The organism is Agrococcus sp. ProA11, from assembly GCF_039880525.1.
Classification (GTDB): domain Bacteria; phylum Actinomycetota; class Actinomycetes; order Actinomycetales; family Microbacteriaceae; genus Agrococcus; species Agrococcus chionoecetis.
In genome coordinates, this window is the sequence record NZ_CP156989.1 from 410,284 (window position 1) to 422,679 (window position 12,396).

Consider the following 12,396-nt stretch of genomic DNA (forward strand, 5'->3'; position numbering starts at 1 on the left):
CGACGATCCTACCGACGCGCGGGCCTGCCCCAGCGCGCCAGCCCGATCCAGCCGGTCACGAGCGCCACGACCGAGAGTGCCAGCAGGCTCCAGCCCGCCCACTCGAGCGACGGGTCGGTCACCAGCAGCACCATGCCGACGGCCGCCAGCAGCGCGATCGCGAGCGCGACCAGCCCGCCGTCGCGCAAGTGGGCGATCGAGCCCGCCCACACCCACAGCATCGTGGCGGCGAGCACGACGAGCAGCGCGAGGATCAGCGGCAGGAGCAGAGGCACGAGGCCATTCTGTCGGCCCCGTGTTCATAGATTGCGCCGGTACGATGGTCCCCATGCCTGCTCGTCGCCTCCATCTCGTGCGCCACGGCGAGGTGCACAACCCGGATGGCGTGCTCTACGGGCGCATTCCCGGCTTTCTGCTCTCCGAGCGCGGTCACCGCATGGCGGCGCTCGCGGCCGAGCACCTGTCGACCGGCGCGACCGCCCGTCCCGTCGTGCGGCTCGCGGCGAGCCCGCTCGAGCGCGCGCAGCAGTCGGCGCAGCCGTGGGCGGACGCCTTCGACCTCGACATCCGCACAGAGCACCGCATCATCGAGCCGACGAACTGGTTCGAGGGGAAGACCTTCGAGGCCAGCGGTGCGCTGCGCCACCCCTCGTCGTGGCCGATGCTGCGCAACCCCTACCGCCCCTCGTGGGGCGAGCCCTACAAGGCGATCGCGCAGCGTGTGCGCGCCGCGATGGAGGATGCGTGGGGCGAGCTCGACGAGTCCGAGGACGACGGCGACATCGTCATGGTCAGCCACCAGTCGCCCATCTGGATGGCGCACCTCGACATCGCCGGGCGCCGCCTCTGGCACGACCCCCGCAAGCGCCGCTGCCAGCTGTCCTCCATCACGAGCTTCGCGGTCGTCGACGGCCGCTTCACCGAGATCGACTACGTCGAGCCGGCCGCCTCGGTCGCGGCCATCGACACGGGGGCGGTGTGACGCGCCGTCGGATGCGGCGGGTCACCGGCTCGCTCGCCGCGACCGCCACCGCTGTGCTCCTGCTCGCGAGCTGCGCCTCCTCCGATGGCGTCGCCGGCCAGGTCGGCGACGCGGGCTATATCGCCGGCGACGGCTTCGTGACGGAGTTCGCGCCCGAGGAGCGTGCCGCGCCGAACGCCTTCGGCGGCCCGCTCGCCGACGGGGGCACGTTCGACTCCGCCGAGCTCGACGGCGTCGCGCTCGTCAACTTCTGGTACGCCGCCTGCCCGCCGTGCCGCGTCGAGGCGCCGGTGCTCGCGGACCTGCATGCCGAGTTCGGCGATCGCGTCGACTTCATCGGCGTCAACGTGCGCGACGGGGCAGCGCAGGCGGCATCGTTCGAGCAGCAGTTCGCCATCGACTACCCGTCGATCCTCGACGACGAGTCGGCGCAGGCGCAGCTCGCCTTCACCGGAATCGTCGCGCCGAACGCGGTGCCGTCGACGATCATCCTGGACGCGGACGGCCGGGTCGCCGCGCGGGTCTCCGGCGCCGTCACCGACACCAGCATCCTCTCGACGCTGCTGCAGGAGGAGCTCGAGCGATGAGCGTGCTGCTCGTACAGAGCGTCGCCCTGGATCCAGGCAGTGCGGTGCTCAGCGGTCAACTGCTGATCTCCATGCCCATCGCGCTGCTCGCGGGCATCGTGTCGTTCGCGAGCCCGTGCATCCTCCCGCTCGTGCCGGGCTACCTCGGGCTCATGGGGTCCCTGGTCGGAGAAGAGGGCGGCCGAGCGAGGCTCATCACCGGCGTGGCGCTCTTCGTCCTCGGCTTCACCGCCGTGTTCGTGCTCGGCACGGCTCTCGTGGGTGCGGTGAGCTCGTTCCTGCTCGCGTGGTCGGGTCTGCTCGTGCGCATCCTCGGGGTGCTGCTGATCCTGCTCGGCCTAGTGTTCGTCGGGCAGGTGCGCGTGCTGCAGCGCGTCTGGAAGCCGAGGCAGATCAAGGCCGGAGGCATGTGGGCGGCTCCGGTCGTGGGCATCATCTTCGCGCTCGGCTGGACCCCGTGCTCGGGGCCGACGCTCGCGGCGATCAGTGCGCTCACCGTCACGACGGGCAGCGCCTGGCAAGGTGCGCTCCTCGGCTTCGCGTACGCGCTTGGGCTCGGGATCCCGTTCCTGCTGCTTGCAGTGGGTCTCGGTTGGATGGGCTCGACGATGGCATGGATGCGTCGCCACGTGCGCGCGATCAACATCGGCGGGGGCGTGACCCTGATGGTCATCGGGGTGCTGATGCTCACGGGCGTCTGGGACGCCGTCATGAACGAGATGCAGGGATGGATCGCCTCCTATGTCACGATCCTCTAGCAGCGCGAATACGAGCGCCGACCCGCTGCGCCCGGGCGACCACATCGACGCGGCGGAGCCCGAGCCGTCGTCGGCGGGGCCGCGCTTGGATGCGGCCGGCTGGCTGCGCTTCCTGTGGCGGCAGCTCACCTCGATGCGCACCGCGATCGTGCTGCTGCTGCTGCTCGCGGTCGCCGCGATCCCCGGCAGCCTGGTGCCGCAGCGCTCCAGCGACCCGAACGGCGTCATCCAGGTTCGCGACCAGAACCCCGACCTCGTCTGGCTGTACGACGCGCTGTCGCTCCACGACGTCTACGCCAGCCCGTGGTTCTCGGCGATCTACATCCTGCTGTTCGTCTCCCTCATCGGCTGCGTGATCCCGCGCCTCATCCACCACTGGCGAGCCATGCGATCGCTGCCGCCGCGCACCCCCGCGCGGCTGTCGCGGCTGGTGGGCTTTCAGGTCGTGCCCGGCGGCGCGGGCGACCTGGATCGGGCGGAGGGCGTGCTCAAGCGGCTCGGCTACCGCACGACGCGTTACGGCGACTCGATCTCCGCCGAGCGCGGCTACCTGCGCGAGACGGGCAACCTGCTGTTCCACATCGCGCTGCTGGCGATGATCCTGGTGGTGGGCATCGGTTCCGGCTTCGGCTACAACGGTCAGCGGCTCGTGGTCGAGGGGCGCGGGTTCGCGAACACGCTGTCGAGCTACGACTCCTTCACCGAGGGGCAGTGGTTCGACGACGCGGCGCTGGAGCCGTTCGCGCTGCAGCTCGACGATCTGGACGTCGTCTACGAGACCGAGAACCCGAATGCGATCGGTGCGCCGCTCGACTTCACGGCGTTCGTGACGGTGACCGAGGACGGCACCCAGCGCGACGCGCAGATCAAGGTGAACGAGCCGCTGGACGTCGCAGGTGCCGATCTCTACCTGATCTCGAACGGGTATGCGCCCAGGATCTCGGTGCGCGATGCCGAGGGGAACCTCGTCTACGACGAGTACACGCCCTTCCTCGCGCAGGACGACCTGATGACGAGCCTCGGCGTCATCAAGGTTGCCGACGGGCTCGAGGAGCAGTTGGGGCTGCGCGGCTTCTTCTATCCGACCGCGGTCGCGCTGGACACCGGCGCACTCGCCTCCGCCTACCCCGATCTGGCGAACCCGGTGCTGTCGCTGCAGGCCTTCACGGGCGACCTGGGGCTGGATGGGGGCATCCCGCGCTCCGTGTACGCGCTCGACACCGATGCGATGCAGCAGGTCGCCGGCGGCGACTCCGGCACCGACGCGCTCACGCTGGCGCCGGGTGAGACCGCCGAGATCCCCGGCGGGCTCGGCACCATCACATTCGAGGATGTGCGCCGCTACGGCGTCATCGAGGTGCATGTCGACCACACGCAGACGCCGGTCTTCTGGATCGCCATGACGATCCTCATCTCGCTGCTCGGCTCGCTGCTCATCCCGCGCCGCCGCATGTGGGTGAAGGCGACCGCCGAGGGACTCGAGATCGCCGGGCTCGCGCGCGGCGAGGATCCGACGCTCGAGCGCGCCGTGGACGACCTCGCGAAGCGCGTCGCCGACAACGCGACGCCGGAGTTCGACCGTGACCGCGAGAGTACAATCGATTCGTGACCTCGCCAGAACTCGACTCCGTCTCGCTGCTGCTCGTCTACTCAGCGATGGCGGTCTACACGCTGGCGTTCATCGCCTACGCGTGGGATGTCGCACGTCGCTCCGCCGCGAAGCCCGCGGCCGCCGAGGTGCGCGAGCTGGTCGGCGCCGGTGTTCCGGCCGCCGGCGCCTCGGCCGCCGGCGTTACCGCGGGCGACGCGGGGCGTGGCGACATCGTCACGGCAATGCCGGGCCGCGCGGCCCGCATCGGCTTCACGCTGACCATGCTCGCCTGGGCGCTGCACCTGGGCGGCACCGTGCTGCGCGGGCTGGCGGCCGGCCGGGTGCCCTGGTCGAACATGTATGAGTTCGCGCTCACCGCCGTCGCCGTCATCGTGGGCGTGTTCGTGCTCTCGCGACTGTGGAAGGACCTCAACTTCCTCGGCGTCTTCTTCTCCGGCCTTGCCGTCGTCTTCCTCGGTGTCGCGACCCTCAACTACTACGTCGCGCCGACGCCTCTGCCGCCGGCGCTGCAGTCGTACTGGCTCGTCATCCACGTCTTCGTGGCGTCGCTCGCGACGGGCTTCCTGGGGCTCGGCACCGCGCTGAGCGTGCTGCAGCTCGTGAAGGAGAAGCGCGACAACGGCTTCCTGCGCTCGCTGCCGTCGGCGGTGACGCTCGAGGACACCGCCTACCGCGTGGGCGTCATCGGCTTCATCATGTGGACGTTCACGCTCATGGCGGGCGCGATCTGGGCAGAGCACGCCTGGGGTCGCTACTGGGGCTGGGACACCAAGGAGGTCTGGACCTTCGTGATCTGGGTGATCTACGCCGGGTACGTGCACGCGCGCGCCACCCGCGGCTGGCGCGGCTCCCGCTCGGCGTGGCTGCAGATCATCGGCTTCACGGCCATCGTGTTCAACTTCACGATCGTCAACCAGTTCTTCGCCGGCCTCCACGCCTACTCCGGCCTCTAACCGCCGCCGCCCCGGCCGCCCAGCTGCACGTCAACCGGCCCTGTGGCGCGGCAGCCGAGTAATCCGCCCGCCGCACCACCAGCTCGGTTGACCGACGGCGGCCGCGTGGCCCCCACAACCTGCGCCGCTGCACGTCAACCGGCCCTGTGGCGCGGCAGCCGAGTAATCCGCCCGCCGCACCACCAGCTCGGTTGACCGACGGCGGCCGCGTGGCCCCCACAACCTGCGCCGCTGCACGTCAACCGGCTCTGTGGCGCGGCAGCCGAGTAATCTGCCCGCCGCACCACCAGGTCGGTTGACCGACGCGCGGTGCGCGCGGGTCGAGCGCGGGCCGAGCGGCGGCCGTCACGGGCGCGGACGCAGCAGCGCGCGCTGATGCACGTCGCGGCGGACGAGGTCGAGCACCGTGCGCATCACGCCATCGGCGTCGAACAGCACCTGCTCGTAGGTGAACCGCAGTATGCGATAGCCGAGCGCCGTCAGGCGTGCGTCGCGACTGCGGTCTTTCGCCATCTGTGCTCGCGAGCCGTGCCACTCGAGCGAGTCGATCTCGATCACCAGAGACCTGCCGACGAGGAAGTCGAAGAACTCACCCGGCAACAGCTCGGGCTGCTGCACGAAGGCGATCCGTGCTCGACGCAGCATCGCCACGAACATCGCCTCGGTTCCCGATCCAGAGCGCTCGGTCGCTCGTTCGAGCAGCTCGCGCCGTCGTCGCGGCAACTGCAGACCGAGCGCGGTCAGGTCTTCCCGCTGCAGGACCCCGTTCGCGAGTGCGCTCGCGGCCGCGGCGGTCACGTCGTCCTTCGGGGCGCAAGCGGCCGCGGTCGCGAGCGCTGTCAGCGCGCCGTCCACGCCGTTCCAGGGCCGCAGATCGGCCAGCCGTCGGTGCTGCCGGTGCAGCTTGACGCCGCGCGTCTGCTCCGCGCGGCTGACACGGTCACTGTGAGTCTCGCGGTTCGGGCGCACGTGCAAGTCGGTGTCGCCGTGCGGCACCCACAGTCCGCGCAAGCGCAGCGCAGAGACGCAGGTCACGACTCCGCCGAGCTCAAGAGCGCGGGTGGCATCGTTGCGCAGATCGCCGAGGGCGACCCAGCCGCGGAGCGGTACCCAGAGCGCACCGCTGTCACGGAGCCTGCGCAGCGTTGGCCTAGAGACTTGTTCGTGAGCGGCGGCAGTGGTGCAGACGCCGCCCATGGCACCGAGCCATTCGAGGAATTCCATGCCGCGCATAGTGCGCCCCCGAGCCGTCGCGGCGGGGAGGCGACAGCGGCGGCTGTGGATGGCCGCGCTCGGGTAGTCGCCCAACAATCGCTTGCGGGGTCGCGTTCGTCGACCGGGCCGGTGGTCTGGCACCCGATATTTCCGCGCGCGAAACCAAGCAACCGGTTGACGGGCCTGGTGCGGCGGACGACTGAGGCGGGGCGTCAGAGGTGGGGGAGCGTCGCGGCGAGCCGGGCGCGCCAGTGTGCCGTGCGCTCGGCGGATGCCGCATGCTCGGCGAGCAGCGCGGGGTCGGGCGCGACGCGAGCAGCGGAGATCGAGCCGTCGGTGGGCACGAGCGGCTCGGTCGTGACGTCGGCGGCCAGCAGCGCGCCGGTGCCGAGGCCGCAGTCGTAGGGGAGCGTCGGCATCGCCCCGGCCAGCGCGGCACCGAGCGAGAGCCCGACCGACGAGTCGAGCGCACTCGAGACCACCGCGGGCAGTCCTGCCTCCGCCACGATCGCCAGCGCGGCGCGGATCCCGCCGAGCGGCTGCGCCTTGATGACCAGCACATCGGCGGCGCCCGCTCGGGCAACCAGCAGCGGGTCCTCGGCCTTGCGCACCGACTCGTCCGCCGCGATCGGGATCGCGAGCCGGTGCAGCCGGTCCCGCAGTTCGGCGAGCTCGGGCACGCTCGCGCACGGCTGCTCGACGTACTCGAGGTCGAAGCGCTCGAGCGCGCGCACGGCGGTCTCCGCCTCATCGAGGTTCCAGCCGCCGTTCGCATCGACGCGGATGCGGACATCGGGCAGCAGCGCGCGCACTTCGGCGACGCGGGCGACGTCATCCGCGAGCGTCTGACCCCGCTCGGCCACCTTCACCTTCACAGTGCGGCAGCCGTCGTAGCGCGCCAGCACGCCCGCGACCGCTTCGGGATCGACCGCGGGCAGCGTGGCATTCACAGGGATCCGGTCACGCACCAGCGGTGGCCGCTCCAGGTCGGCGTCCTCGAGCGCCGCACGCAGCCAGCGCGCGGCCTCCTCGGGCCCGTACTCCAGGAACGGGCTCCACTCGCCCCAGCCGGCGACGCCGGAGAAGAGCGCGACCTCGCGGTGCTCGACGCCGCGGAACCGCGTGGCGAGCGGCAGCGAGACAATCTGCATGCGGTCAGCGAGCCGTTCGAAGTCGAGGTCCACGCGCTCATGCTCGCACGACTGGCAGAATCGACGGGTGACTGAGCTGCCATGGGTGATCGAGACGCGCGCGGTGACCCGGCGTCGCAACCCCGTCTGGGGCGTGCTCGCACTCGTCGGCGCCGGCCTCTGCGCGGCGAGCTTCCTCATCGCGATGGGCGTCGCGTGGGCCGAATTCGACGGGCTCGTGGTCTGGGGGCTGCCGATCTGGGGTGTCATCACGCTGCTCGCGCTGGCGTTCGCGATCACCGCACTCGTCAAGCGCGGCACCGCGAACGTCACGATGGCAGCCATCGCCGGCGGCGTGCTCGTGATCTCCAACCCTGTGGTGTTCCTCATCCTCACGCTCGCGCTCGGCATCCTGCAGTAGCGGATGCGGTGGCGCGCCTCCGCGCGCGCGGCCGGTGCGGTCCATACGATCGCCCGATGATCGAAGACCTGCAGCTCGTCGGCGAGGCGCCGGCCCGGCCCGCACCGAGGCGCTCCGCCGCCTCCCGCCGCCGCGCTCGCTTCGGCCCGATCTCGCTGGCGCTGCTGGCGCTCGCGGTGGTGCTACAGGTGGTCTCGCTCGCGCAGCAGTTCAGCTATCTCTTCGCGCCGAAGCCGGGCGAGCTCGCTTGGCTGATCGCCGTCATTGGCATCACCGTGCTCGTGGGCCTCGCCGGCGTCGCCAGCGGCATCGTCGGCGCCACCACGCCGGATGGGCGCCGCACGGGCGCATTCGGTGCGGCCCTCGGCATCGCCTTCCTCGTGCTGTTCGCCGCCGCGACCTCGTTCGGCTGGGGCTTCCTCGAGGCGCTCTCGACCCCGGTCTGAGCCCTTTCCTCGCCGGTCCCTGCCCGACCGGCGCCGACGACGAAGTCGTCTCTTCCGCCGATCCCGGCGCCGCGGGAGAATGGCGCCGTGTCGACGGCGATGCCGGAGTTCGAGATGCCGCCCCGGGCGGAGAGTGCTCCTCGGCCAGAAGCCGCTGACGCCACCGCACCTGAAGCCGGTGCGACGAGCGCGGAGCATCCCGACGATCCTCCTCTCCATCCGAACCCCGCGGTTGGGCTGCGGCGCCGCTTCGGCTGGCGACAGCTGCTGATCGCGGGGCTGGTCGGTGTGGTCGTCGGCGGTGGCATCCCGGCGACACTGCGATCGCTCGACGGCGCGGCGGCGTCGGTGGAGGTCGAGAGCCTGCGCTCGGTGGCGCTCGAGTACCTCACGGCGATCGCGACCGGCCGCGCCGGCGTGGCGACCGAGATGGTGCCGGTCGACGGCGGCGGTCGCGTGGCGCCGGATGCGGTGCTGCAGTCGGCAGAGCCGATCACCGACTACTCGGTGCAGCTGGTGCAGGTCGACGGCACCGCCGGGTCGGCGGACGTGCGCTACCGCGTCGGCGGCACCGAGGTGTTCCGCGCGCTCACGGCGGAGCGGGTCGAGGGCGAGTGGCGGTTGCGGACGACGCTCGCCGAGGTCGCCGACGTGCGCTTCAGCGATCCGATCGTGCGCGTGCAGGTCGCCGATGTCCCGTTGGACGGCCCCACGCCCGTGCTGCTCTACCCGGGCAGCTACACGATCGACGCCGTCTCAGGGCCGTTCTTCCTCTCGGGCGGCGATCGCTTCGTCGTCGACGGCGATCTCGGCACGCCGACCGTGCCGTACGTGACCGCCGGTGTCGCCCCCCGCATCCGCGACTATGCCACCGAGCTCGCACTCGACACCGTCGCCGACTGCCAGATGCGCGCTCGCTGCCCGGTCGCGTTCGGGCTGCGGCTGCTGCCGCTCGGTGAGCCCTACCCGGTGGATGTCGACATGGAGCGCGGCGTCATCGACCTGTCGGTGCCGATCATGGCGATGGATGGCGCCGATAGTCAGTGGTTCGACGTGCGGCTGCGCGCGATCCTCGACGACGATGGCGTGCCGAGCGAGTGGCGCTGCGGCGAGCCGGGGGAGAGCGAGACGCTCTCGAGTTGCGCGCTCTGAGCGGTCGACGGGGCCCGCGGCGCGACGGCCTGTGGCGGTGCGGCCGGATCGCCGGCATTCGCGCCATGATGGATCCGTGTCGCCGTCGATGCCAGAGTTCGAGATGCCGGCGGGCGTGCCAGAGCCCGCCCGCCCCACTGCGGATTCGGCGATCGCGCACAGCGAGCCGCCGCCGGCCCATACGGCAGAGCCTGCGTCCTTCGGTCGGGCCATGCGAGATGGGCGACGCGGCATCAACTGGCGGCACGTCCTGGTCGCGGGCGTGGTCGGCGTGCTCGCGGGCGCGGTGATCCCTGGCGGCATCCAGGTCGCCGAGCGCGCAGCCGTCAGCGGCGACCAGTCCAACCTGCGCGATGTGGCCATGGAGTACCTGACCGCGATCGCAGAGGGGCGGGCGAGCGATGCCACGGCGATGCTCCCGGTCCAGCCCGCGGCGATGGTGCCGGATGCGGTGCTGCAGTCGGCCAGGCGCATCACGGACGCAGGGGTGCGCCTCGTGCACATCGACGGCGACGCCGCCGCGGTTGAAGTGGAGTACACGCTCGATGGGGCGAGCATCTCGCGGACGCTCGAGGCCGAACGGGTCGACGGCTCGTGGCAGCTCACCCGTCCCTTGACGGAGGCGGTGCCGTTCCACCAGTACAGCGGCACCGCGGGCGCCCGGATCGCGAACTTCGAGATCAGCCTGGATCGACCGATGGTCATGTATCCCGGCATCTACAGGTTCGACCCGGTGCTCGACGATCCGATCATCATCGCGCGGTCCGACGCGTTCTCCGTCGACGGCGATCCGGCGACCGCCTCGGAGCCATTCATCGAGACGACGCTGCGGCCAGAAGTCGCGGCGCATGCGGAGGCGCTCGCGGTCGCGGCCGGCGAGCGCTGCAGGCAGGCAGACACCTGTTACCTCCCGCAGGAGGGCGCACTGCGCGTCGACCACGACGCGTGGGTGGTGGCGAGCTCGCCGCAGGCGGTGGACGTGATCGTGCACCTGACGAACTCCACGTCCACGATGGGGCAGACGCACCAGGTGATGGTGCAGATCGAGCGGGATGCCGCCGGTGGCGCGGCCGCGTGGCGCTGCAGCGAGCCGGACGCCTACGGCCTTGAGGATGCGGAGCCGTGCCCGGCCATCGAGTGACCGGTCGCGACCCCGCGCATGCACCGCCCGATCGCTAGGCTGGCCGGGTGACCATCTCGCCCCTCTTCGACCCCGCCGAGTGGGCGGACGCCGAGCCCGGCTACGACGACATCACGGTGCACCGCTCGCGCGATGGACGCATCGCGAGGATCGCGTTCGACCGGCCGGAGGTGCGCAACGCGTTCCGCCCGCACACCGTCGATGAGCTCTACCGAGCGCTCGACGACGCGCGGCAGGACAGTCGCGTCGGCGTCGTGCTGCTGACCGGCAACGGTCCCAGCGAGAAGGATGGCGGCTGGGCCTTCTGCTCCGGCGGCGACCAGCGCATCCGCGGCCGCGACGGCTACCGCTACGCCGACGGCGCGACGGCCAGCAGCATCGACCCCGCCCGCAGCGGCCGCCTGCACATCCTCGAGGTGCAGCGCCTCATCCGCTTCATGCCCAAGGTCGTGATCGCCGTCGTGCCCGGCTGGGCGGCCGGCGGCGGACACTCGCTGCACGTCGTCTGCGACCTGACGATCGCCAGCCGCGAGCACGCGAAGTTCAAGCAGACCGACGCGGATGTCGGCTCCTTCGACGCCGGCTACGGCTCGGCGTACATGGCGCGGCAGACCGGGCAGAAGTTCGCGCGCGAGGTCTTCTTCCTGGCCCGCGAGTACAGCGCGGACCGGGCGCTGCAGTCGGGCGCGATCAACGCATCCGTGCCGCACGCCGAGCTCGAGTCGACCGCCGTCGAGTGGGCGCGCGAGATCCTCGGGAAGAGCCCGACCGCGATCCGTATGCTGAAGTTCGCGTTCAACGCGGTCGACGACGGACTGGTGGGGCAGCAGATCTTCGCGGGCGAGGCGACGCGGCTCGCCTACGGCACGGATGAGGCCGTGGAGGGGCGCGACTCGTTCCTGGAGAAGCGCGATCCCGACTGGTCGGCCTTCCCGTACCACTACTGACCGGGACCGGATCGAGAGCAGCAAGCGCAAGGAGGTGCACCGTGGGAGTCGTCGTCGAGACGAGCGGATCCAGCGGCGTGCCCAAGCGCGTCATCATCTCGGATGAGGCGATCGCAGCCTCGACCGATGCCGCGATTGAGCGGCTCGGCGCCCCCGGGCAGTGGGTGCTCGCCCTGCCCGACCACTACATCGCCGGCCGCAACGTGATCTGGCGCAACGAGGTCAGCGGCGCACCGCTGGTGCGGACCGCCGGTGCCTTCACCGCTGAGGCCTTCGTCGAGGCCGTGCAGAGCCTCGAGCACGAGCGCAAGTACACGTCGCTCGTGCCGACGCAGCTCGCCAGGCTGGTCGATGCGGCGGCGCTCGACCGCTCGTTCATCGGCCCCATCGCGCGACTCGACCGCATCCTGCTGGGCGGCCAGCGCGCGCCGTTCGGCCTGATCGAGCGTGCGGCGCGCCTCGGCTGGCGCATCACGCGCACGTACGGCGCGACCGAGACGGTCGGCGGATGCGTCTGGGACGGTATCCCGCTGCGTGACGTGAAGGTGCGACTCACCGACCAGATCGAGATCTCCGGGCCGCAGCTCGCCGACGGCTACGAGGATGCTGCGCTCACCGAGCAGCGCTTCCACACCGACGGCACCGGCAATCGCTGGTACAAGACCGGCGATGCCGGCTCGCTGCAGGCAGGCACGCTCCAGGTCTCCGGCCGCATCGACGACGTCATCAACTCCGGCGGCATCAAGATCTCGCTCGCCGCCATCGAGCACGTCGTGCAGGTCTTCGCGCCGGATGCCGTGGTGGTCGCGGCGCCGCACCCCGAGTGGGGTGAGGTGCCGGCGGTGGTGACGACGCTCAAGCCGTCGCTGGCAGAGATCCGCGCGGCGGTCGCGAACGCGCTCGGGAAGCCCGCCCGGCCCAATCACCTGGTGACGGTGTCGGTGATGCCGACCACGGCATCCGGCAAGCCCGACCGCAAGCGGCTCGGGCGGCTGGTCGCCAGCCGCACGCAGGAGCGTCGGCGCCGCGGCTTCTTCGGCTGACGCCGCAGG

General features: G+C 71.2%; 14 protein-coding genes. 11 read left to right on the forward strand and 3 right to left on the reverse strand.

The window, feature by feature from the left end:
• Positions 1-8 precede the first annotated feature (8 nt).
• Positions 9-275, reverse strand: coding sequence for a hypothetical protein (locus tag ABG090_RS01965; protein ID WP_347755923.1), 267 nt, complete (start codon positions 273-275; stop codon positions 9-11).
• A gap of 53 nt (positions 276-328) precedes the next feature.
• On the opposite strand from ABG090_RS01965, the gene ABG090_RS01970 reads away from it, so the two are divergent.
• The 5 genes from ABG090_RS01970 to ccsB are packed head-to-tail and all read left to right on the forward strand — an operon-like array spanning position 329 to position 4,892.
• Positions 329-982, forward strand: coding sequence for a histidine phosphatase family protein (locus ABG090_RS01970; protein ID WP_347755925.1), 654 nt, complete (start codon positions 329-331; stop codon positions 980-982).
• Between the two features lie 11 nt (positions 983-993).
• Positions 994-1,569 carry a TlpA disulfide reductase family protein gene (locus tag ABG090_RS01975; protein WP_347755926.1) on the forward strand — a complete coding sequence of 192 codons (576 nt, stop codon included), beginning with the start codon at positions 994-996 and terminating at the stop codon, positions 1,567-1,569.
• Positions 1,566-2,327 carry a cytochrome c biogenesis protein CcdA gene (locus ABG090_RS01980; protein WP_347755928.1) on the forward strand — a complete coding sequence of 254 codons (762 nt, stop codon included), beginning with the start codon at positions 1,566-1,568 and terminating at the stop codon, positions 2,325-2,327. The genes ABG090_RS01975 and ABG090_RS01980 overlap by 4 nt, the downstream gene beginning before the upstream one ends.
• The gene (locus ABG090_RS01985; RefSeq protein ID WP_347755930.1) at positions 2,311-3,936 is read left to right on the forward strand and encodes a cytochrome c biogenesis protein ResB; all 1,626 of its coding nucleotides are present in this window, start codon (positions 2,311-2,313) and stop codon (positions 3,934-3,936) included. The genes ABG090_RS01980 and ABG090_RS01985 overlap by 17 nt, the downstream gene beginning before the upstream one ends.
• A 47-nt stretch (positions 3,937-3,983) precedes the next feature.
• Positions 3,984-4,892, forward strand: coding sequence for a c-type cytochrome biogenesis protein CcsB (gene ccsB, locus ABG090_RS01990; RefSeq protein ID WP_347757657.1), 909 nt, complete (start codon positions 3,984-3,986; stop codon positions 4,890-4,892).
• 345 nt (positions 4,893-5,237) lie between these two features.
• Here ccsB and ABG090_RS01995 read toward each other — a convergent pair whose 3' ends face one another.
• Together ABG090_RS01995 and ABG090_RS02000 are read right to left on the reverse strand one after the other, a co-directional pair.
• A complete protein-coding gene (locus tag ABG090_RS01995) occupies positions 5,238-6,116 on the reverse strand; it encodes a DUF559 domain-containing protein (protein ID WP_347755932.1) in 879 nt (292 codons plus the stop codon).
• Positions 6,117-6,319: 203 nt separating this feature from the next.
• Complete coding sequence (locus tag ABG090_RS02000) at positions 6,320-7,258, reverse strand: o-succinylbenzoate synthase (protein ID WP_347757659.1); 939 nt, start codon at positions 7,256-7,258, stop codon at positions 6,320-6,322.
• A gap of 67 nt (positions 7,259-7,325) precedes the next feature.
• Here ABG090_RS02000 and ABG090_RS02005 point away from each other — a divergent pair, with 67 nt between their 5' ends.
• The 6 genes from ABG090_RS02005 to ABG090_RS02030 all read left to right on the forward strand — a co-directional run bounded on the left by ABG090_RS02005 (position 7,326) and on the right by ABG090_RS02030 (position 12,387).
• Positions 7,326-7,658: a hypothetical protein gene (locus ABG090_RS02005; protein WP_347755934.1), complete on the forward strand. Its 333-nt coding sequence runs from the start codon at positions 7,326-7,328 to the stop codon at positions 7,656-7,658.
• A gap of 56 nt (positions 7,659-7,714) precedes the next feature.
• Positions 7,715-8,104 (forward strand): hypothetical protein, encoded by a 390-nt coding sequence (locus ABG090_RS02010; RefSeq protein WP_347755936.1) that lies wholly within the window; start codon positions 7,715-7,717, stop codon positions 8,102-8,104.
• Between the two features lie 87 nt (positions 8,105-8,191).
• A complete protein-coding gene (locus ABG090_RS02015; protein WP_347755938.1) occupies positions 8,192-9,256 on the forward strand; it encodes a hypothetical protein in 1,065 nt (354 codons plus the stop codon).
• A 211-nt stretch (positions 9,257-9,467) separates the two neighbouring features.
• Positions 9,468-10,397 (forward strand): hypothetical protein, encoded by a 930-nt coding sequence (locus ABG090_RS02020; protein WP_347755939.1) that lies wholly within the window; start codon positions 9,468-9,470, stop codon positions 10,395-10,397.
• A gap of 47 nt (positions 10,398-10,444) precedes the next feature.
• A complete protein-coding gene (locus ABG090_RS02025; protein ID WP_347755941.1) occupies positions 10,445-11,344 on the forward strand; it encodes a 1,4-dihydroxy-2-naphthoyl-CoA synthase in 900 nt (299 codons plus the stop codon).
• A gap of 41 nt (positions 11,345-11,385) precedes the next feature.
• Complete coding sequence (locus ABG090_RS02030; RefSeq protein ID WP_347755943.1) at positions 11,386-12,387, forward strand: AMP-binding protein; 1,002 nt, start codon at positions 11,386-11,388, stop codon at positions 12,385-12,387.
• Positions 12,388-12,396: the final 9 nt, after the last annotated feature.

What these genes read in the sequence shown, in the direction of transcription:
- ABG090_RS01970 (WP_347755925.1), top strand. Translation starts at nt 329, where the DNA reads ATGCCTGCTCGTCGCCTCCATCTCGTGCGCCACGGCGAGGTGCACAAC.
- ABG090_RS01975 (WP_347755926.1), top strand. Translation starts at nt 994, where the DNA reads ATGCGGCGGGTCACCGGCTCGCTCGCCGCGACCGCCACCGCTGTGCTC.
- ABG090_RS01980 (WP_347755928.1), top strand. Translation starts at nt 1,566, where the DNA reads ATGAGCGTGCTGCTCGTACAGAGCGTCGCCCTGGATCCAGGCAGTGCG.
- ABG090_RS01985 (WP_347755930.1), top strand. Translation starts at nt 2,311, where the DNA reads ATGTCACGATCCTCTAGCAGCGCGAATACGAGCGCCGACCCGCTGCGC.
- ccsB (WP_347757657.1), top strand. Translation starts at nt 3,984, where the DNA reads ATGGCGGTCTACACGCTGGCGTTCATCGCCTACGCGTGGGATGTCGCA.
- ABG090_RS01995 (WP_347755932.1), bottom strand. Translation starts at nt 6,116, where the DNA reads ATGGAATTCCTCGAATGGCTCGGTGCCATGGGCGGCGTCTGCACCACT.
- ABG090_RS02000 (WP_347757659.1), bottom strand. Translation starts at nt 7,258, where the DNA reads ATGCAGATTGTCTCGCTGCCGCTCGCCACGCGGTTCCGCGGCGTCGAG.
- ABG090_RS02010 (WP_347755936.1), top strand. Translation starts at nt 7,715, where the DNA reads ATGATCGAAGACCTGCAGCTCGTCGGCGAGGCGCCGGCCCGGCCCGCA.
- ABG090_RS02020 (WP_347755939.1), top strand. Translation starts at nt 9,468, where the DNA reads ATGCGAGATGGGCGACGCGGCATCAACTGGCGGCACGTCCTGGTCGCG.